The following is a 22,534-nucleotide window of genomic DNA, read 5'->3' as shown; positions in this document are numbered from 1 at the left end:
TCGTTAAATACGCTGCCGATAATTTAACTCTTGGAAAATTAGAGTGTAGCAGGTTCCACGCTGACTGTCAATGGCAATACTTGCCTCTAATTGGTAAGCCAACATTCTTACTAATCGCAATCCTAATGTTTCAGTATTTTCCACGTCAAATTCCGCCGGAAATCCGCAACCGTTATCTTGAATAGTTAAATAAAATTGGTGGTAATTTATTTCATGAAAGTCAATAGTTATTTCACCATCTAAATTAGAGCCAAAGGCATATTTTAAAGAGTTAGAAACCAGTTCGTTAATAATTAAACCGCACGGAATTGCTGTTTCTATGTTTAAAGAAATGGGGTCAATTTTGAGATTAAATTTGATTGAAGTGTTGCCGCAACCAAAAGATTGATACAAATTAGCAACCAAGTTTTCGACGTAGGGAGACAGGGCGATGTGATCGAGATTTTCGGATTGATAAAGTTGCTCGTGAATCAGAGCCATTGAATGAATGCGAGTCTGGCTTTCTTCAAATAAAGTTAGCGTCGCTTCGTCTTCAATATATTGAGCTTGAAGTTGCAGCAGGCTGGAAATTACCTGCATATTATTTTTGACTCGGTGGTGAATTTCTTTGAGCAATACTTCTTTTTCGCGGAGTGCTGCTTGAATGCGGGCTTCGCTAAATTTGCGATCGCTAATATCTTCGCCAATACCCGCGATGCGGTAAATTTTGCCCGATTCGTCGTAAATGGGAAAAGCTCGATCGCACACCCAGCGAATTGTGCCGTCTGGCAGAAAAATCCGATATTCGGTATTGGTGGACTCGCCCTGCAACACTCGCCCCATTGCCTCTTCCAACCGGAGTTTATCTTCTGAATGCACCCACTCCATCATTTTTAAGGGATCAGCATACAATTCTTCGCGACTGCGCCCCCAAATTTGTTCGTAAGCTGGACTCAGATACAATAAATCTGTGAATTCAGCAGACATTAGCCAGAAGGAATCTTGGATATTTTCGGCTAACTGGCGGAAGCGTTCTTCATTTTCCTGGATGGTTTTTTCTGCGTGTTTGCGTGCGGTAATATCTACTGCAATGCCCACGATGCGGTAAACTTTACCAGATTGATTTATAATCGGAAAAGCCCGATCGCGAATCCAGCGAATTTTGCCGTCCGGCCTGACAATGCGATATTCTATCTCGTCTTCATACTCGATTTTTCTAGTTAAATTAGCAATAACCCGCTCGCGATCTTCTGGATGGAGGGAATCTGCAAAAAAGCGCCCGTTAGCATACAAATCAGCGCAGCTTCTGCCCCAAATCTTTTCGTAACCCGGACTGATATAAATAATTTCCTGGGGTTGAACGTTTACCATCCAAAACACGCTTTCAATGTTTTCTGCTAGCTGTCGGAACCTTTCTTCGCTTTCTTTCAGCGCTGCTTCAGTTTCTTTGCGATCGCTAATATCTTCTGTCACTACTACATTATAAATTGCCCCACTCAGCGGTTCTTTGATTAGCGATACTGTAATATTTACCCAAACTACATTGCCGTCTTTGTGCAGCAAGCGTTTTTCCATTTTAAAACTGTCAACTTCCTCGGCAAATAATTTCTTGTTTTGTTCTAAATCTGCATCTATATCTTCTGGGTAAGTAACGTCCATCCAAGTTCGTGACAGCAGTTCAGTCGCAGTATATCCGACTATCTCGCAGAATTTTTGATTGACTCGCAAATAGCGGCCTGTTTGGTCAGGGTGGGTAATGCCGACTGCCGCTTGTTCGACGGTTGCTCGAAAGCGTTCTTCGCTATCTCTGAGGGTTGCTTCTGCTTTTTTGCGATCGCTAATATCGCGCTGCACGCCAAAATAGCCCACGATTCTGCCGTGGGAATCGTAAATGCAAATATAGTCGCCTTCCACCCAAATTATATCCCCGTCAAACTTGCGATTGTCATTTTCGATATGAATTCTGCCTTCATCAAAAAATTGCTTGATTATCTCTCTGCAGCCAGTAAAGTTGTGGGAGAATAAATAGTCAAGCGTGCGGCCAATAAACTGTTCCCTAATACCTCCGTATTGAGCTATCAAAGCATCATTTGCCTTCGTTACCCGCCCGTTAGCAAATACGTAATCCAAGGCTTTTTCTTTGTCAACTGTATCGTCCCAGTGCACTGGTTCGTCCAGCATCATAAAGAAAAAACCATCTAAAGATTGAGAGAAAAACAATTCTAGCTGTTCCTGGCTTTCCCGCAGAGCTTCTTCGGCGCGCCAGCGAGAGAGAATTTCTTCCTGCAATTGAGCGTTGGCTGTTTTCAAGTCCTCAGTGCGCTTTTGATATTTAATTTCTAGCTGATTTTTGATTTCTTCCAGCGCTATTTCTGCCTGTTTTTTTTCGGTAATATCTTGAGTAACTACCATGCCTGCAAAAATTTCTTCCCGGTCGTTTTTGACGGGAGCAATTGTTGTTGAATAAACGCGATCGCGGTATTTATATTCAAAACTATTCTCTTTTCCTACCAAAGCCGCGCGATATGTAGTCTCAAAAAGTTGCCAATCTTCAGGTGGCGATACTTCCCACAACGTTTTGCCTTCCAACAGTTCTTTGGACAAACCAACTGCTGCTAAACCTTGACCGTCAACCAGAGTATAGCGCAAATCGCGATCGAACAAAAACACCGAACCATTCGGATAATGTTTGATGAGAGTTCGGTACATTTCCTGGCTTTTTTCCAGAGATGCGATTAACTGAATCCGATCGTCCTCGGTGATATCAAATTCAGTTGCCGAACCCGAAAAGCCAGCATTTTCGACTGCTTTGAGTTGTGCTTCTAATTTCTGGCACAATTCTCTCTGCTGGTGCAAATGCTCTTCGAGTTGCCGAACTTTTGCTTTTTGCTCTGCTACTAATGCTTCGCAGGTTTCCAGAGGTCGATCGATCTTGGTAGGATCAATACACATAAGCGCTCTTTGTTTGGCAGTTGCGGACTGGAGCTTTTTCAAGCCAATACTAACAAAGCTCAAGCCTTCACTGCTAACTTAATTAGTCAATCTTTCTTGACTTCGGCCGAAAGCCTTGTACTTTTCCTTTATTTAAAAACTCCCGCCGTCAAGACTTCATGACTTTCCAATGTCACCAAAACATCATCTTCAATTCTCACGCCAATACCGCGCCATTTTTCAGGAACCTCCGGCTGTCCTTCCACGGGTTTAATATAAGGAGAAATATAAATCCCTGGTTCCACCGTCAGCACTTGTCCGGCCTGCAAAACTTGGGGATTGTCGCCGTACTGATAAACGCCGACATCGTGAACGTCCAATCCCAGCCAATGACCAGTTCGGTGCATATAAAATGGCTTGTATTTCTCTTCTTTAATTATCTCTTCAATGTCCCCCACCAAAAGTTTTAAATCCATTAAACCTTCCACCAAAACGCGCACTGCTGTTTCATGAATTTTGCTGTAAGGATTTCCCGGATAGACTTGACTAATTGCCTGCAATTGTGCTTGCAAAACTAAGTCATAGATTATCTGTTGTTCGGCTGTAAATTTGCCGCTAACAGGAAAGGTGCGAGTAATATCGGCGTTGTAGTACCCGCAAGCACAACCGGCATCTATTAGCAACAAATCGTTTTCCTGCATTTGTCGGTTGTTTTCGATGTAGTGTAGGACGCAAGAATTGTAACCGGATGCAACAATTGAAGGGTAAGCGGGAGTGCAGCCATTTAAGCCAAAAGTATGTTCTATTTCAGCTTGAATTTCATATTCGTATCTGCCCGGTTTAGCGAATTCTTGGGCGCGGTTGTGCGCTGCAACTGAGATATTAGCAGCTTTTCGCATTAATGCTAATTCTGTTTCGCTTTTCACCAGCCGCATCGGGTGTAAAATAATGTTGGAATCTTCGATTGCTGTCGGGCCTGTGCCGCGTTTCGGATAGGTTGCCATCAAGCGCTGCCAGTGATTGAGCACTGTTTGGTCGAAAGTTTGATCGCGCCCGAAGTGATAGTATATGCGATCGGCTTTTTCTAAATATTTCGGCAGTTTTTCGGCAAGTTCATTAATCGGGAAAGCTTCATCCGCGCCGTACAATTCCTTAGCGCCTTCTACTCCGGCGCGATAACCGTGCCAAGTTTCTTTTTCCAAGTCTTTTGGCTGCACAAACAAAACAAATTTGTGTTCTTCGTGGTGCGGTGCGAGCACTGCTACCGCCGCAGCTTCGTTGAAACCGGTCAAGTAGAAAAAATCGCTATCTTGTCTGTATGCGTATTCTACATCGTTGTGCATGACGGCTGCGGGCGCGCTGCGAAATATCGCCGTCCCGCTGCCAATTTTTGCCATTAACTGTTCGCGTCTTTGTCGGTATTCGGTGGGGTTTGTCATCCGATTTTAGATTTTAGATTTTAGATTTTAGATTGAGTGTAATATTAACACTCGGCGGTTTCAAGCGCTGTCAAACTTGCACCCGCCAGGGGCAAGGGTTGAAGATATAGGCGATCTGTTTTTTTTCTTGGTCTACTTATTTATTCTCTTGTTCTGCGATCGCCAATTTACAAGTATAGTCAACTAGCCGAGACAAAGATGAGTTGCCATCGACTAAAGTCCATCTCGGATCGAAATTCGACCAATTTTCGCCATCTTGGCTAACTCTGACAGTTCTCAACTGTCGTTGCTTGCAGTCAACTTCCATTTGCGCCAACAATTTATCGTTACTAAACTGTTGAGTTACTAAAATAGTTCTGACTGGATAAGAGGGAGCACCGGGCATCTCGGATTTGCTTAATTCAACGCTGCTGGAGTCGATGCAAATATCTACAAAACATCTTAATTTTTCGGCGCGGGCGCTCAAAGTATTGACACCAACACAAATAAAAGCTGCTATTAATAAAAAAAATGGCGAATTCTTAGTATGTAGGGCAAATGTAGTATTCATCTGCGTTAATTGGCGTTTAGGGGCGGTTTAATATTATTGACAGTTTAATAAAAAAGTAGGGACGTGGCAATAGTGTTGCGTCCCTACTTTTTAAAGACACGGCAGTACCGTGTCCCTACTTTTTAAACAAGTCTTAAAGCTGAGGAACGTATTGTTCTTTTTCAGGAACAAAAGTGTATTCAGAGACGATTAGGCGCAACTCTTCGCCGTCGATGGTTTCTTTTTCGATCAACAAATCGACTAAGCGATCGATCACGGTGCGATTTTCGCGAATAATTCGGCGCGCGTCCTCGTAGCAGTGATCGACAATCGATCGAACTTGTCCGTCAATCCGAGAGGCTATTTCTTCGGAATATTCCGATCGCGCTGTGTAGTCGCGGCCGAGGAAAATTTCGCTTTGCTGGGCTTCCAAGGCGATCGGGCCCAAGGTAGACATCCCGTAGCGAGTCACCATTTGGCGTGCCATACCGCTGACTTGCTGCAAGTCGTTGCCGGCACCCGTGGTTACTTCGGCATCGCCGAAAACTACTTCTTCGGCTGCGCGGCCACCCAAAGCACCGCTAATCCGGGCTAAAATTTGCGATCGAGAAATCAAACCTTGGTCTTCGCTGGGCATGAACCAAGTCAAGCCGCGGGCCTGTCCGCGAGGAACTAAGGTAACTTTTTGAACTGGATCGTGGGCTTGAATGATTGTACCGACGATCGCGTGGCCGATTTCGTGGTAAGCAATCAAGCGCTTGCTCTTGCTGTCCACCAAAGGAGTGCCTTCCATACCTGCTACCACGCGATCGACTGCATCGTCAACTTCGAGCATCGTAATCGCTTCTTTGCGGCGGCGGGCGGTTAAAATAGCCGCTTCGTTGAGCAAGTTAGCCAAATCAGCGCCGGTAAAACCAGGAGTACGACGGGCGATGGCGTCCAAAGAAATCTCTGCAGACAGCTTCTTGTTGCGCGCGTGCACTTCCAAAATTTCCAACCTGCCCTTGATATCCGGCGTATCTACGCTAACTTGGCGGTCAAAACGTCCCGGACGCAGCAACGCTGAGTCGAGCACGTCGGGGCGGTTCGTGGCAGCAATGATGATAATCCCAGTATTGCCCTCAAAACCGTCCATTTCGGTCAGCAACTGGTTCAGGGTTTGTTCCCGTTCGTCGTTACCGCCACCGATACCGGCGCCACGCTGGCGGCCCACTGCATCGATTTCATCGATAAAGATGATGCAAGGAGCATTTTCTTTAGCTTTCTTGAACAAGTCGCGGACGCGGGAAGCGCCGACACCGACGAACATTTCGACAAATTCCGAACCGGAGATACTGAAGAAAGGCACGCCAGCTTCGCCTGCGATCGCTTTTGCCAGCAGGGTTTTACCGGTTCCGGGAGGGCCCACTAGCAGCACGCCTTTGGGAATCTTCGCCCCGACTGCGGTGAAGCGTTCGGGTTTTTTGAGGAATGTCACTACTTCTTGTAGTTCTTCTTTGGCTTCCTCAACGCCTGCTACGTCGTCGAACAGTACGCCTGTTTTAGCTTCCATTTGAAAGCGAGCTTTGGACTTGCCAAAATTCATGGCTTGGCCCGGGCCGCCGGGAACGTTGCCACCGCGGCGGAAGAGGAAAAACAGCCCTCCTACTAACAAGAGGGGAAACACTAGATTGCCTAAAAGTCCCCAGACAGCACCGTCGTTGCGTAGTGGGTGAGTGTCGAAGCTGATTTTGGAGTCTCTGAGCCTAGAAACCAGTTCCGGGGCATTTGAGGGCAAGTCTACCCGCCACCGCTGCTCGTGATTGTCCAGTTCGGGATCGACTGCTAGGACAATAGCCGTCCGACCTCCGTCGTAAAGGTCAACGCTGGTCACTCGACCGGCGTTTAAGTAATCTAAGAATCGACCGTAGCTCAGGCGGGTGCTGGCGGTGTTCTTGCTCATTTCTGCGGGGGATGGGGCAAAGGCCCCCTGCCACAAGAAAAAGCCGATGACTAAGGCGGGTAAAGTCCAAAGTAGTATAGTTCGCCAAGAAATTTTCATAAATGAGGATGCCTTGAATTGGGGACAGATCGGGTAAGATCGCGGTGTGGGAGAAGTGCGACAAAAGTTTACACTCAGAATCTTAACTAAATTTAACTTAACAATGCACTCTCAGGCAACAGGCCGTATTGCCGCGATCGATCGAGAATACTCCTCGACCGAAACCATCCAGGGTACAAGCCCCCGGACCGCGGCCCCTGTTGTCGCCTCTAAAATCTAAAATCTAAAATCTAAAATCAATTAAGGGCGATCGTCCCGAATATAATGTTTGGTGCTGATTTCGATACCGATCTAGGTAGAGTTAGAAGAATCGCCGCTTTCACCCACTGTCTTTAAGCGTGGCAGTGTCAAGGGATAAGGCATGATAATGGTGAGGCTCAGTGAGGTAACACATTTCAATGACAACTAGACAGCTTGTTCCTAATTCGGCTATGCTGACCCAGCAGACTAAAGTCGCTTCTAACAAATCGATTATTAGTGCTGATTTGGGTCGGACGGCAACTAAAGCTTGCGTGAGTCGCAACCCGAGTAGCGTTGTTTTCATCCCTGCCAACGTGGCTACTATGCCCGTGGAAAAGGTGCGGGGTGGCAGCTTTGAGTCCAAAGCAACAGACCCTCTGTTGGATATGTGGCTGGAGTACCAGGGCAGGGGTTACGCTATAGGTCAATTGGCAGCAGATTTTGGCGCTAATCTCGGTGGCGCTGACCAGTCGAAAGTAGTAGATGCTTTGGTTAAGGTCTTTTCCTGTGCAGGATATTTCCAGATGAAGGGCGACATAGCAGTTGTGCTGGGTTTGCCGTTTTATTCGCAGGATCAGTTTGAGAAGGAAAAGGAAGAGATTATCAGCCAACTGCGCTCTCCCCACGTTGTGGTGTACCGGGGCGAGCGGGTGGATATTAATATCAGTCACGTTTGGGTGATGCCGGAAGGGTTCGGCAGCCTGATTTGGTGCGAGGCTCAAGATAACAAGGAGTTTACGCCGGAGTTGCCCGAACTGTCGGTGGCTGTTGTTGATATCGGACACCAAACTACCGATTTGTTAATGGTCGATCGTTTCCGGTTCGCCCGGGCGGCTTCAAAGAGCGATTCCTTCGCAATGAACAAGTTCTACGAACAAGTTGCCTCAAAGATTCCGGGGGCAGACCCTCAATCTCTGTCTTTACTGGAAGCAGTGAATAAACCCGAGGGCCAGCGTTTTTACCGTCCCAGAGGAGCGACTAAGCCGACTAATTTAGATCCGATTATTAAGGATTTGCGGGAGGCTTTCGCTAACGAACTGTCCGAACGTTTGGTGCAGTGGCTGCCGGAACGGGTGACGGATGTGGTTCTGACGGGCGGTGGCGGCGAGTTTTTCTGGGAGGTGTTGCAACCTTTGCTTAAAGACGCCAATCTTAAGGCTCACTTGGCTCAGCCTTCTCGGAAAGCTAATGCTTTGGGACAGTTTATTTATGCTGAGGCTCAGCTAGCCACGATAAAGTAACGCATTAAGGCTTGAACCCTATGGCACTGTGGGCAAAAAATAAGGCGAATTTCTCGGTGGCGTTTACGGAAGATGCTGCGGATCAAACTTTGCTGGCCGCTATTGAAAAAGAGTTGGCTTTCACGAAGTATCAGACTTTCAGCAATCTCTGCAAGCAGGCTTTGTGGCAGTTTTTGTCTGTATCTGAGTTTACGAGCTCTACACAGAGCTTTCAGCGGTTGGAACAGCGTATTGCTGAACTTGTGGTCAAATTTTCTGAGTTTGAACACAATGTTTCGGCAGAGGAATTAAGCCGTTTGGAGGGACTGGAACATCACCTTAGTCAACTCAGCGCGCAGTTGGATCAGTTGCAGGGGAGTGTTAACAGTAAGTTTGCTCAAGTTTCTTTTGCCCCAGTTTCAAAAGTAGTAGAGCCTGGCCCGATTGAGTCTGAGTCTGTTGCGGATGATAATGTAGTGTCTGATGCTGAAGTTGTTCCTCCTCGGAATTCCGATCCTTTGTTGGAGCGTTTAAGTTCTTTGTTACCCCAAGATTTCTAAAATGAGGTAGACCAAGGCTAAAAAGCCTTGAGATGTGATGTTAGTGGCCCGCTGTTGGCAGCAGGTACTGAATACAGAAACAAAGCGATCGCTCTTTTGAAAAAAAAGGGCGATCGCTTTGTTATTTGTCAGTTGTCAGTTGACTGTTGACTGTTGACTGTTTTCTGTGGTTACAAATTACAAATTACCAATTACCATTATTCGATTAATCCTAATTTTTGTAATCGTGAACGAATGGCACTAGGCTGTCGCTGAAATCTCTGAGCTAATTCGTCAATTTGTTGACCGCTAGCATATTCTTTCTTCAAATTTTCGTCTTCATCCTGACTCCACTTGACATAAGCTCTGGGATATTTCTGGCGAATTTTCTCATTCGGGGTTTTAGGTCGATAACCATTCTTTTGCTCGCCATTCAAACCCGAACCAAACTGTGGGCTAATTTCCGCACCCCGACTAGCTAGCGCCTCTTGCACGCGGTTGGGAATCACAGCAATTTCTTCTGATAACTCCGCCAAAGCATTGTCTACTTTTTGCTGAAGTTCTGTTAGTTGTCGCTGCTGCAAACTGCCCCACTGCGGCAGTTCGTTGATAAACTGCTGCAAGTCCAGAATTATTGTGGTCAAAGTTTCGACTTGTTGCAACTCCGGCCGCTGTTTGAATTGGCGGCTGGTGAGTTCGATCTCGCTTTGAATCATTTTAATAGTTTTTTCTAAAATTATTAGTCGCTGGCGCAGGTTCTCAATGGCTGAAATGAGAGAGTGTACGTTTTCTCCAGGCCCAACATTGAGATTTTCGCGAGATGTTTGAGCAACAGCTTCGTCTAAAGCATTTACAGCAAGTTGCAATTGCTCGATCGCGCGATCGGTAGTAGCTGCTTGTTGATTTACCCGATCGAACGTAGCCGCCGTACTTGCTTTAACTTGCCTGTGCAGCTTCTGCCGATTCACAAAATTCAACACCAACGAAATCACTACAGGCACTTGAGCATAAACGCTCTGCCCCCAAACCAAACTAGCAGCCAATCCCACAGCAGAGGCAGCAAGAAAAACCAATTCAGCAGTTTCTAACAAATTGCTGGACGTGGGATTTTGGATTTTCGTTGGTGAATTGGATGATGACATAGCTTAATTGGGAATTGGGAATTGGGAATTGGGCATTGGTCATTGGTCATCAGTCATTGGGAGGCTGTACATCACCGAATTTAAAATTACTATGGTTTTTTTATTGATGCCAATCTACTTAAATATATTAAAGCTGCAAAATTTGTCGAGCTAAAGTGAAATAAATCAAGACCCCGAGGACATCAACTGCGGTGGTAATAAAAGGAGCAGACATTAAAGCGGGGTCTAAACCCAAAGAACGAAATAGAAACGGCAGAGCTGAACCGGCAATAGAAGCTAAAATTGCGATCGCAAACAAACTCACTCCCACCGCGAGTGCCACTTCTAAACTCCCTTGCAGAGTGTAAGCCCAGCCCGTCGCTACAGTCCCCAATATAGCTCCTAGCAGCGCTCCCGCCATCCCCTCCCGAATAATTACTTGAAACGGGCCCATTGCTGTAATTTCGTCAGTGTTCAAACCGCGAATTACAACAGTTGAGGACTGAGCTCCGACATTGCCTCCAGTGCCAGTCAGCAGGGGAATAAAGGCTGCTAAGGCGACTACTTGGTTCAAAATATCTTCTTGAGCTCTAATAATTGCGCCCGTGACAGTATTAGTTAAAAGCAGAACAAACAGCCACACGACTCTTTTCCGGGCAACGGTGATTAAATCGGTCTGAAAATAATTGTCGCCGCCGGACTGGACGCCGCCCAAGGTATAAATATCTTTGGCTGCTTCTTGTTCTAAAATGTCGATCGCGTCGTCAACTGTAATGATCCCGACCAGCCGCTGTTCGCGGTCTACAACGGGCACAGCTAAAAAATCGTAACGCTGGATCAGCCTAGCTACTTCTTCTTGATCCGTTCCTGTTTGAACAGAAACTACGTCGCGGGTCATAATTTCGCCGACAGTTTTGTCGAGGGGGGAAGTGACTAAATCCCGCAGGGATAAAATACCGGTCAAGCTGCGTCCGGCGTCGGTGACGTAAAGAGAATAAATTGTTTCGGTAGTTCTAGCCAAAGAGCGAATTCGGTCTAAAGCTTGGGCGACGGTAAAGCTTTCTTTCATAGAAATATATTCCGGGGTCATGATCCGACCGGCGGTACTGGCTTCGTAACCCAAAAGTTGAGCCGTAGCTTCGCGTTCCGTCGGGCTCAATTCACCCAACAGGCGACGGACTAATATTGCCGGCAGTTCGTCAAACAGTTTAGCTCGATCGTCCGGGGACATTTTGTCTACAATATCAATGACTTCTTGGCGTTTGAATTTTTCGCAGAGGGACTGCTGAACGCTGGAGTCGAGATATTCGTAAACTGCGATCGCTTCGTCTTTGGAAAGCAAGCGAAAAGCTATTACTTGCATGGTTTCTGGCAGACCTTCGATAGCTTCAGCTATGTCTGCTTCCTGCACCGGGTGCAAAATCGCTTTTGCTCCTTTAAAGTCTCCTTCTTCCAACAGGGCCCTTAACTGCGATCGAACTAATTCCCGCAGTTCCTTTCGCGCGTAGGTTGGTAGAGAAGACGATTGATAATTTTTTTCTGTCACTGATGACCCTCCTAAACCTGTGCTGCGCGCCTTCCTGAATCCAGTTTAGAGCCTATTGACGCTACTGGTTGCAGTGGTGATCACACTTGCCTTGACAATATCCGCAGCTTATATGAAATCCGGCTTAAATACCCCTTTGTTTTTTAGTCGCTCTCAGCGAGGACGAAAGTTTGACTCTTGAGCGATTTCAATCGTCGAGCCGGAGCAAGGGGTTTTTAACGCGGATTTAGTATTACCCTATCCATCGGGTGCGCGCGAAGCACCTTAGCCGATTGGGGATTAAATACATTTATCTTGATCGGCGACACTCATTGGTAGGAAAGGAGAATTGCGCCCGATCACTTTTTCCAACAGGTTCGTCGAACTTTGATTGCGAATAAAATTATTGACTGTTTCTTTCCATTCAGTGTCGCTTGCTGGCAAGATTATGCCGTAGGAAATGCAGGTTAAAGGCTACGGCGGTATAAGAGAATATTGGCTTTGAGTTACACCATGTCTCAGCGCTTCTGGGACTAACAGCATCCCGTCGCTGGTGAAGGCATCGATTGTTCCGGATACCGCATCTTTTACACCCGACTTGCGGCCCGTGATACCTTCATAAATTGCCTCTGAATAATGTAGAATTCTCAAAAAACAGATGTGACATTACAAGGTGTGTAACAATGTGCGTATTGTGGGATAAACATTCTTTGCGCTCTTAATTTTATTACAAAATGTTTAAACTTGTATCTTTTCCTTAAGCAGTTGTATTCTTTACCCCATCTTTATTTTTTCTCTAGGGTCATGTTATTGGTGCTTCAAGCGAGCTTACAGCACTTTGCAACAGGAGTGAAATACCCCTGAGTTACAAAATAAATCTTTATGACACACTGCCACTGCTGCTCGAATCAAATGCTCCGTCAAGTTCGCCAACATCAAATCTATTGGTTTTGTCGCCAATTTTGGCAAACAATACCTCTTTACAATCTGAACAGATGTGGCTCATCGCTCTCTCTAAATTTAGTTAGATAGCTAGGGTTTAAAAAACAACATTCTTTATCGGTGCAATTTAACATTTCTATTTAGGGGTGATAAAGTTTAAAGATTGTCCTACCGCTAACGGGTTGTCACGCTCAACTCTTTGCTCTGTTGCATAATTAAATTACCAAAATCTCGCCCAACAAATTGTAGGCTGCTCTATTAATAGATCGCTGAATTTATGGTAATTACTCGACTCAACCAGATTAGAACCTTATGCCAAACACCATTTAAAAGATTTCTACCTCTTTTGCTTGGTGTGCTGGCTTCTCTTGCTGTTTTACTTACGTGGCAACAGCTAACCATCAACGGACAAATTCACATCGAGCAGTTAATTCAGCAGGAAGCCAATGCGATTCAGTCACAACTGAACGAAGGATTATCAATTCGGGTGTTGACACTTCGGCAAATGGCGAATCGCTGGGAAGCCAATGGCGGTACACCAAAGGCTCTTTGGGAAGCCGATGCTGAGGCTTATGTAAAGGATTTCTACGGTTATCAGGCGATCGAATTAGTCGATCGCTCATTTAAAGTGCGATCGGTTGTGCCACTGGCTGGGAATGAGGCAGCGCAAAACCTAGATCTTAATCGGGAACTGCGTCGCAGAATCACTTTGCAAGTGGCTCGTGATTTGCGTCAACCTATGTTAACCCGCAACATTTCACTCGTTCAAGGGGGTCAAGGATTTCTAGCAAGTTTTCCTTTATTTGTAGGGGAGCGGTTTGATGGGTTTATTGTCGGAGTTTTTCAGTTTAAAACTCTATTTGACAGTATTTTAAAAGTGCCACCTGGGTACAAGGTGGCTATATATGATGGCACGAATTTGATCTACGGTCAAGAGCTTTCATCTCACTATTCACAGCATAAAACAGTTGTAATAAGAGCCTATAGTGCAGAGTGGCAAATAGATGTTTATCCCACTTCATATTTGGTAGAAAAGGAAAATTTTTATTTACCAATAGTTGTGTTAATTGGTGGCTTGATTTTAGTTTGGCTGCTGATGGTGGTCGTGTATCTCGCACAAGTTAGTTATTGCAAAGTCGATAAATTCACAAAAGCCAATCGCCAGTTGCAATGGGAAATTTACCAGCGACAACAGGCAGAAATTGCGATCGCTCGACTAGCTGCGATCGTTGAATCTTCGGAAGATGCCATTATCAGCAAAGATTTAGAGGGTGTAGTTACAAGTTGGAATGTAGGAGCCGAAACAATTTTTGGCTATACAGCGGCCGAAATAGTAGGGCAATCAGGGAGAAAACTGATTCCCGCAGACTATCGAGATGAGGTAAACGAAATTCTCACCAAAATCCAGCGAGGAGAACGCATCGAACACTACGATACAAAAAGGCTGAGGAAAGATGGAACATTAATCGATGTATCGATGAGTGTCTCCCCCATTAAAGACGAAACAGGGAATATAATTGGAGTCTCGAAGATTGCCCGGAATATTGCTGACCGCAAACAAGCCGAAGCAGCACTACGTGAAAGTGAAGAACGCTGGGAACTGTCTGTACGCGGGAATAATGATGGCATTTGGGATTGGAATGTTCAAACCAACGAGATATTCTTGTCTAGTCGCTCGAAAGAAATCCTGGGCTATGAAGACCACGAAATCCAAAACACTGTAGACGCATGGGCTAATCTGGTACATCCCGATGATTTGGGATGGGTGATGCAAGCCGTTCAAGACCATTTTGCCAAGAAAACCCCTTTCTATCTCACAGAACATCGCATTCGCTGCAAAGATGGTTCCTACAAATGGATGTTCGATCGCGGTCAGGCGCTTTGGGATGATGCAGGTAACGTAATTCGGATGGCTGGCTCTCACACCGACATTACCGAGCGCAAGCAAGCTGAATTTGCTTTACAGGTCAGCGAAGCCAGATATCGGCAATTGATCGATAACTTAAATGCGGGTTTTGTGATTCATGGGACAGATACCAGCATTCAATTATGTAATGAAACGGCCGGTGAATTATTAGGGCTTTCAATGGATCAAATGCTGGGAAAAACTGCGATATCTCCGGCCTGGCATTTTGTGCGGGAAGATGGCAGCGTTATGCCGCTAGAGGAATATCCGGTAAATCAGGTTTTATCCACTGGAAGTCCCCTCAAAAATTATGTTTTAGGAATTAAAAAAGAAATTGATAGTTGTGTGTGGGTATTAGTTAATGCCTACCCGGAGTTCGATCACAACTGTCAAAGCACACAAGTTATAGTTACGTTTATTGATATTAGCAAGCACAAAAAAGTAGAGCTAGAAATCCAAAAAACTCGCAATTTCTTACAAGCACTGCTGGATCATCTACCGATAGCAATTTTTGTTAAGGACGCAGAGCCTAAACAATTTGGCGTATTTCAGTTTTGGAATAAAACCAGCGAACGGTTATTTGGCATTTCAGCCGAACAAGCGATCGGCAAGAGTGGCTATGATTTTTTCCCAATAGAACAGGCTATCTTTTTTGACCAAAAGGATAGAGAAGCTTTTAAAAAAGGTAAGACTGAGGATATTGCTGAAGAACTCATTGACAGTCATAGTCTGGGCAAACGTTGGCTGCATACTGTGAAGATTCCCATTTACGACGAGCAGCATCAGTCCCAGTACCTACTTTGTTTTTCAGAAGATATCACCGATCGCAAACACGCAGAAGCAGAGCGTAAAGAAATGAGTGAGGTGATGCAAAATGCTGTGTCCGGCATTTCCAAAATAGACACTCAAGGGCGTTACCTCTATGTCAATAAAGCTTATGCTGACATGACAGGCTATCACCCAGAAGAAATTATGGGGATGTCCTGGGAAAAAACCGTATATCCCGATGAGTTAAAAAAACTGGTTGCAGCCTATGGGCTGATGGTGCAAGAGGGCAGAGTTGAAGTTGAAACCAGAGGGGTTCGTAAAGACGGTTCGGTTTTTTATAAGCAATTGGTGATGATTTCAACTTACGACGAACAGCACCAGTTTATGGGGCATTACTGCTTCATGAAAGATATTAGCGATCGCAAAAAAGCCGAACTTGCACTCGAACAGGAACTCCTGCGGAGTAAAGCCTTCTTCAACACTTCAATGGACGGTGTTGTTGTCATGGATTGGGTCGGAAAAGTTGTCGAAGCTAGTCCCAGTTTTGCTCAAATGCTGGGCTACACCCTAGAAGAAACCCTAAATCTGAGTGTGTTTGATTGGGACGCTGAATGCACGAGGGAAGAACTACAACTTATCCTCCAGAGAGAGGAGGCTATTCCGCTGTTTGAGACGCGACATCGCCGCAAGGATGGTTCTGTATATGACGTGGAAATTAGCTGGAGCCGGGTGGAATTAGAAGGTGAGATGATGAACTTCTGTATCTGCCGAGATATTAGCGAACGCAAACAAGCTGAAATCGAATTACAAATTTCTCAAGCGCGATTTGCTGGGATTTTAGAGATTGCCAGCGATGCGATCGTTTCTATCAATACCAATCAGCAAATTACTCTGTTTAACAAAGGAGCAGAACGAATTTTTGGTTACGCGGCTGAGGAAGTTTTAGGGAAACCCCTGGCGATGTTGATGCCCTCGCGCCTTGCCGATGCTCACGATCAGCACGTCAGCCACTATGCCCAGAATGGAGGCTCTGCAAGGCAAATGGCAGAGCGAGGAGCCATTTTTGGACGGCGCAAAGATGGCACAGAGTTTCCGGCAGAGGCTTCCATTTCCAAGATCGAGATCGACGGTGAAATTATTTTTACTACCTTTCTGCGAGATATTACGGCTCGACAACAGGCAGAGGAAGCTCTGCGCTATCAGAAAGAGATGTTTCAGGCGATCGTCGATAATATCCCAGTGATGATTGCTTTATTTAACGCGCAAGGTCAAATTGAATTGCTCAACCCGGAATTTGAAAAAATTTTAGGTTGGTCGCTAGAAGATTGGCAGCAAAAAAATATCTTAGCTGAGTGTTATCCTGACCCGGTTTATTGCCAAAATGTCTTAGAACATATGCTATCAGCAACCGGCAAGTGGCAAGATATGAAAACCCTGACCGCCACCGGACAGCAATTAGAGACATCTTGGGCAAACGTGCGGCTTTCTAGCGGGCATTTTCTGGGCATTGGGCAAGATATTAGCGATCGCAAACAAAAAGAACTCGCACTGCAGCACGCAATGGAAGCAGCAGAAGCAGCGAACTTGGCAAAAAGTACCTTCCTAGCCAATATGAGCCATGAATTACGCACTCCTCTCAACGTAATTCTAGGATTTGCCCAAGTGATGACCCATGACCCCTCCCTAACTCCCAACCAAAAACAAGACCTGCAAACAATTCGACGGAGTGGGGATCACCTCTTGAGTTTGATTAACGATGTGTTGGATCTCTCGAAAATTGAATCGGGAAACTTCACAGTTGAAGAAAGCGGATTTGACTTAATTTCGCTGCTGCATTCCCTCCGAAATATGTTGGCGGAACGAGCAAGTTCTAAAGGACTTGACCTTTGTTTCGAGATTGCGCCAGAAGTTCCCCAATTTATGCTTGTCGATGCTCAAAAACTGCGCCAGGTTTTGCTCAATCTGCTGAGTAATGCCATCAAATTTACTGATCGGGGAAGCGTTACTTTGCAAGTCAGCATTGAGGCGGACGGTACAGCGGCATTAACCACAACTCGGCCGATTCTCCAGTTTGTAGTCGCTGACACAGGTGTAGGGATGGCATCGTTCGAGATCGATAGCATCTTCGATGCGTTTGTGCAAGCTCAAGCTGGGAGGCGATCGACTACCGGTACTGGGCTAGGTCTAACCATTAGCCGCAAATTGTTGGAACTCATGGGCGGCAAAATTTCTGTCAGCAGCACTGTGGGACAGGGGAGTACCTTCACCTTTACCCTTCCCGTCAGCCCCATCAGTGGAGTTAATGTTACACCAGAACAGAATAATCGCCCCGTGATTGGGCTGGCTCCCGGTCAAGGGGATCATCGCATTTTGGTGGTTGACGATCAAGCAGAAAATCGCTTGCTAATGGTCAGATTACTGACACAATTAGGATTAGAGGTAAAAGAAGCTATTAACGGACAGGAAGCGGTGCAGATTTGGCAAGAATGGCAACCAGACCTAACCTGGATGGACATTCGGATGCCCGTGTTAGATGGATACGAAGCTACGAAGCAAATTCGGGCAATGGAATACGGACAGAACAGTATCATTATTGCACTTACGGCCCAGGCTTCCCAGAGCGATCGCGCCCTCGCCTTGGCTACTGGCTGCAACGACTACATCAGCAAGCCCTTCCGGGAACAGACCCTATTTCTCAAGATGGCCCAATACCTGGGTTTAGAGTATGTATATCAGGAAGAGGAAACAGAGAACGGGGAACGGGGAACAAATTGTTTGCCTTCTTACCTGTGTTCTGTTACCTCTGGGGTTTCAGATTCCCTAGATCCAACGCTTCTGGCGACATTACCAGAAGTATGGCTGGTTCAGTTGGAAGATGCTGCTTTATGTGGGGATGATGTTGCGATCGTTGAACTGGTAGCTCAACTTTCATCAGACCTCGCTCAATTCGGTATTCATCTGACGGAACTCGCCAACCAGTATCAATTTGAGAAAATCCTTAATCTAATTCAACGTAATTTCCCAAGTGGAATCCGTCCATTGGATTTATAAGGTGTTGTGCAGTTAAACGTTTGATTAGGACTAGGAAATTAGGAACAGCCAACAATAATTAAATTTAATTCTTGGCAACTTGTAAAAAAACCTTCTTAATTTTTATTGATAATTGCCGCTCTAAAATGCCTCATAAAATACCCAAAATTTCCCAATTTACTCCTTTCGATTTAACAAATTTAGAGGAATGCACTGAAGAATCCGTGTATGCTCCCGGTCATATTCAGCCACACGGAATCATTTTATTTATGCAACGAAACAACCTCAATATTTTACAAGCTAGTGAAAATGTAGAACAGTTTTTTGGCATGGCAGCAGAAGAATTACTAGGTCAGTCCTTGCCAAAGTTATTGGGTCACGATCAAGTACAAGAAATGGTTAGGCAGATAAGTAACGAACAAATAAACATTAATAATGGTTTTGATATAAATATACCTCTAAAAGACGGTAAATTTCAAACATTTAGAAGCACAGTGCATCAGCTACCAGATGAGTTGATTCTGGAGCTAGAACCCCAATTGAATATTGAAAATAATCATGCAATTGATTTTTATCATCATCTGCAAGCAGTTATCCTCAACTTTCGCAGTGCGATCGATCTTTCGGATTTAGCTCAAAGCATTGCGAGAGAAGTGAAAGCGATGACCGGGTTCGATCGCGTGATGATTTATCGATTTGAAGCCCATGAGCATGGGGTGGTGATTGCTGAAGAGAAAGAAAGCTATCTAGAAAGCTACCTGGGATTGCATTACCCGGCGATCGATATTCCCATACCCGCCCGCAAATTGTTTTACCGCAATTGGGTACGCCAAATTCCCAATATCAATTACACCCCAGCGCGCCTAATTCCCACCAACCATCCCCTAACCGATACACCCCAGGATCTAAGTGCTTGTGTGTTAAGGGGAGTCTCTCCCTACCACATTGAATATTTGCAGAATATGGGAGTTGCTGGGACAATGACGATTTCGTTAATTGACGATCGGCGCCTCTGGGGATTAATTGCCTGTCACCATTACAGCCCGCGATTGGTAGATTACGAAACTCGCAAAACCTGTGAATTTTTAGGACAATTTGCCTCGATCGAACTGGTGCATCAGCAAGAGCGACAATTGAACATTTACCGATCGCAGGCGAAAACCATTCAGGATCAACTTCAGCAGGCATTCCGGCGAGAGTCTAATTTTATCGAACAGGTATTGACCGAAAATGCTTCTCAACTGCTAGATTTAGTTCATGCTCAGGGAGCTGCTATTCTGCTCGATGGTCGTCTGACATTGGTGGGTAAAACACCATCTGAAGCTGAGGTTTGCGAACTCGTACATTGGTTGCTGCAACAGAACAAAGAACGAGTGTTTGCAACAGCTTCTTTGTCTCAGTTGTATCCCCAAGCCAAGCAATTTAAGGATCGAGCTAGTGGTGTTTTAGCAATCTCAATCTTGCTATGCTACGCCATACAAAAGTCATACCACATCCTCTGGTTCCGACCCGAACAAATTCAAACCATAAACTGGGCTGGTAATCCACAGGATGCTGTGTCGATCAACGAAATTGGAAAAATGCACCTGTGTCCCCGCAAATCCTTTGAACTGTGGAAAGAGACAGTGCGGGAGATGTCTGAGCCGTGGCAGATTGCAGAGTTAGAAGGTGCCGCCGAAATGAGACATATCCTCATGCTGGCGGTGTTAGAATTTTCGCAAGCTGCCCTAGAACAAGCTGCCGAAAGGGCAGCAATAGCCAACCGTGCAAAAAGCCAGTTCCTTGCCAACATGAGCCACGAGCTCAGAACGCCACTCAACGCCATTCTGGGATTTACCCAGCTTATGAACCGCAGCCCCCATATCCCAGAAGAATTTCAAGAGCATTTAGGCATCATTACCCGTAGTGGAGAACACCTGCTGACATTGATCGACGATGTTTTGCAAATGTCCAGGATTGAAGCAGGGCAATTGGTACTGAGTGCAAGCTGTTTTAATCTGCATCGACTGCTGGGTTCTATTAACGAGATGTTCACCCTCAAAGCGCCTGAGAAAGGGTTACATCTGAGCAGCGAGTGGGATGCTACTGTCCCCCGTTATGTCTGTGGCGATCAAGCAAAACTTCGGCAAATCTTGATTAATTTGCTTGGGAACGCGATCAAATTTACAACAAAAGGAAGCATAGTGCTGCGCGGACGAGCTTTTTCATCAGATGATATGCCATCGGGTACAAATCGCGATCGCGCCACTAATCCACCCGATGTTAAACCAACTATTACCCTGTGTCTCGAAGTTGAGGATACCGGATCTGGCATTTCCCCCTCAGATTTAGAATCAATTTTTGAGGCTTTCATGCAAACCAATCGCGGTCGTCACGATCGAGGAACAGGTTTAGGACTGTCTATCAGTCGTGAGTTTGCGCGTCTGATGGGAGGCGATATCACCGTGGAAAGCACCCTGGATCAAGGCTCGACTTTTACGTGCAAAGTCGTTTTGGAAGTACCAGAGTCCGTTGATTTAGAGGAACCTGAAACGAGCGATCGGATTATCGGACTCGAACCGGGGCAACCTATCTACCGAATTCTAGTAGCAGAAGACGTTCCAGAAAATCGGCAACTGCTGGTGACACTGCTGGAGTCAGTTGGGTTTCAGGTGTGTGGGGTGGAGAATGGGGCAGAGGCGATCGCTCGTTGGCAAACATGGCACCCTGACCTGATTTTGATGGACATTCAAATGCCTGTCATGGATGGTTATGAAGCGACGAGACAGATTCGAGCACAAGAGTCATTAGTCATTAGTCATGGGTCATCAGCAGATAACTCAGGGCAAATGTCACAGCACAACAGACAAATGACACGCATCATTGCCCTCACTGCCTATGCTTTTGAAGACGATCGTATCGCCAGCCTGCAAGTTGGTTGCGATGACTACATTGCCAAGCCGTTTACTGAAGACACACTTTTCAACAAAATAGCTCATCACTTGGGCGTCCGCTACTGCTACGCCGAAAAAGTTCCGCCAGACTCATCAGCTTCGCCACCAAACATATTTACTCCTGACTTGAAAACCATGCCCACCCAGTGGATTGCAGAAGTTCATGAAGCAGCACTCGATCTTAGTGATAATAAGCTTTATCAACTTATTGCTCAAATTCCCCAGGAGAAACAAGATTTCATCGAAGCGATGACATCTCTGGTCGATAACTTTCAGCTTGAAACGATCGCAACTCTCACCCAGATTTAGGAAGAAGATCATGACAACTCTATTCAAACTTGCCGCCCAAACGAATATTCTCATCGTGGATGATACCCCAGACAATCTGCGCTTGTTAGCCAAAATTCTAGAGTCACACGGCTATATTGTGCGTAAAGCGCTCAACGGCAGAATGGCACTCCAAGGTGTTCATCGCGACCCACCGAGTCTGATTTTACTTGACATCAATATGCCGGAGATGAATGGGTACGAAGTCTGTCAAAAGTTAAAAGCATTGGAAGCGAGTGCTCAGATCCCGGTTATTTTTATCAGTGCGATCGAACGACTGGAAAACAAGCTACGAGCCTTTGAACTGGGTGGTGTAGATTATATTACCAAACCCTTTCAAGAGCAGGAAGTGCTGATGCGAGTAAAAAATCAATTACTTATCCAACAGCAACGCCAACAACTGATAGAACAAAATCAACGTTTAGAACACGAAATTCAGGAACGTCTAAAGGCAGAAGCAGAAGTAAGGCAGCTATCCGTGACCGATCAATTAACTGGATTATATAACCGACGTGGCTTCTTTTTACTAGCAGAACAACAACTGAAAATTGCTCAACGCACGCAAACCTCCTATTGTATTTTGTTCGCTGACTTAGATGGTTTGAAAAAGATTAACGATACTTTCGGGCACGAAATGGGAGACAGAGTAATCGTTGACGCAGCTCAAATATTGAAGCAAACCTTTCGTGATGCGGATATTGTAGCTCGACTGGGAGGAGATGAATTTGCTTTATTTATTACTAATTTTTCTAGTGATTCATCTACTAATTTTCAGAGTCGCCTGCAAGAAAATATAGATTGCTTTAATCAACAGTCCGAGCGAGCTTATATATCAATAAGTCTTGGTGTGCAGTTTGGGGAGTTAAATAATGAAGTTTTATTAGAACAATTGCTCGCAAAGGCTGACAAACTAATGTACGAGCATAAACGCACCAAACGCTGTTTGAATTCTTAACCGTTCTTTTGAGGACCGGGATATCGGAGCGCCATAAGCATTATTTATTAAATGTGAGTTTAACCGAGAAAGAGTAAACTGAAAACAAGATAGAAAAATAGCTTGAAAA

The 22,534-nt window shown here is 45.4% G+C and carries 12 protein-coding genes; 5 read left to right on the top strand and 7 right to left on the bottom strand.

The features are described 5' to 3' along the window. Positions 1-3: 3 nt before the first annotated feature. The 4 genes from QUA74_RS07540 to ftsH2 all read right to left on the bottom strand — a co-directional run bounded on the left by QUA74_RS07540 (position 4) and on the right by ftsH2 (position 6,919). On the bottom strand, positions 4-2,931 hold the full coding sequence (locus QUA74_RS07540; protein ID WP_333326634.1) for a PAS domain S-box protein: 2,928 nt from the start codon (positions 2,929-2,931) through the stop codon (positions 4-6). Between the two features lie 128 nt (positions 2,932-3,059). Continuing rightward, the gene (locus QUA74_RS07535; protein WP_333326632.1) at positions 3,060-4,349 is read right to left on the bottom strand and encodes an aminopeptidase P N-terminal domain-containing protein; all 1,290 of its coding nucleotides are present in this window, start codon (positions 4,347-4,349) and stop codon (positions 3,060-3,062) included. Positions 4,350-4,485: 136 nt separating this feature from the next. Next, positions 4,486-4,899 (bottom strand): hypothetical protein, encoded by a 414-nt coding sequence (locus QUA74_RS07530; protein WP_333326630.1) that lies wholly within the window; start codon positions 4,897-4,899, stop codon positions 4,486-4,488. A 133-nt stretch (positions 4,900-5,032) separates the two neighbouring features. Beyond that, a complete protein-coding gene (gene ftsH2, locus QUA74_RS07525; RefSeq protein ID WP_333326629.1) occupies positions 5,033-6,919 on the bottom strand; it encodes an ATP-dependent zinc metalloprotease FtsH2 in 1,887 nt (628 codons plus the stop codon). 398 nt (positions 6,920-7,317) lie between these two features. Here ftsH2 and QUA74_RS07520 point away from each other — a divergent pair, with 398 nt between their 5' ends. Both QUA74_RS07520 and QUA74_RS07515 read left to right on the top strand, forming a co-directional pair. Next, positions 7,318-8,400 (top strand): ParM/StbA family protein, encoded by a 1,083-nt coding sequence (locus tag QUA74_RS07520; protein ID WP_333326626.1) that lies wholly within the window; start codon positions 7,318-7,320, stop codon positions 8,398-8,400. Positions 8,401-8,420: 20 nt separating this feature from the next. Further along, entirely contained in the window at positions 8,421-8,939 is a 519-nt protein-coding gene (locus QUA74_RS07515) for a hypothetical protein (protein WP_333326624.1), read from the top strand. A 197-nt stretch (positions 8,940-9,136) separates the two neighbouring features. On the opposite strand, the gene QUA74_RS07510 is transcribed toward QUA74_RS07515, so the two are convergent. The 3 genes from QUA74_RS07510 to QUA74_RS07500 all read right to left on the bottom strand — a co-directional run bounded on the left by QUA74_RS07510 (position 9,137) and on the right by QUA74_RS07500 (position 12,215). Next, positions 9,137-10,060, bottom strand: coding sequence for a hypothetical protein (locus tag QUA74_RS07510; RefSeq protein ID WP_333326622.1), 924 nt, complete (start codon positions 10,058-10,060; stop codon positions 9,137-9,139). 127 nt (positions 10,061-10,187) lie between these two features. Then, positions 10,188-11,585 carry a magnesium transporter gene (mgtE, locus tag QUA74_RS07505; RefSeq protein ID WP_333326620.1) on the bottom strand — a complete coding sequence of 466 codons (1,398 nt, stop codon included), beginning with the start codon at positions 11,583-11,585 and terminating at the stop codon, positions 10,188-10,190. Positions 11,586-12,038: 453 nt separating this feature from the next. Beyond that, entirely contained in the window at positions 12,039-12,215 is a 177-nt protein-coding gene (locus tag QUA74_RS07500) for a hypothetical protein (RefSeq protein WP_333326618.1), read from the bottom strand. A gap of 568 nt (positions 12,216-12,783) precedes the next feature. Between QUA74_RS07500 and QUA74_RS07495 the strand changes: the two genes are divergently transcribed. The 3 genes from QUA74_RS07495 (at position 12,784) to QUA74_RS07485 (ending at position 22,425) form a co-directional block, all read left to right on the top strand. Next, complete coding sequence (locus QUA74_RS07495; RefSeq protein ID WP_333326616.1) at positions 12,784-18,231, top strand: PAS domain S-box protein; 5,448 nt, start codon at positions 12,784-12,786, stop codon at positions 18,229-18,231. A 125-nt stretch (positions 18,232-18,356) separates the two neighbouring features. Beyond that, positions 18,357-21,452 carry a response regulator gene (locus tag QUA74_RS07490; RefSeq protein ID WP_333326614.1) on the top strand — a complete coding sequence of 1,032 codons (3,096 nt, stop codon included), beginning with the start codon at positions 18,357-18,359 and terminating at the stop codon, positions 21,450-21,452. Between the two features lie 10 nt (positions 21,453-21,462). Beyond that, positions 21,463-22,425: a diguanylate cyclase gene (locus tag QUA74_RS07485; protein WP_333326612.1), complete on the top strand. Its 963-nt coding sequence runs from the start codon at positions 21,463-21,465 to the stop codon at positions 22,423-22,425. Positions 22,426-22,534: the final 109 nt, after the last annotated feature.

Source organism: Microcoleus sp. LAD1_D3 (assembly GCF_036702135.1).
Taxonomy (GTDB): Bacteria; Cyanobacteriota; Cyanobacteriia; order Cyanobacteriales; family Microcoleaceae; genus Microcoleus.
The sequence above is the reverse complement of the archived record's forward strand: the minus strand, read 5'-3'. Positions and strand labels throughout refer to the sequence as shown.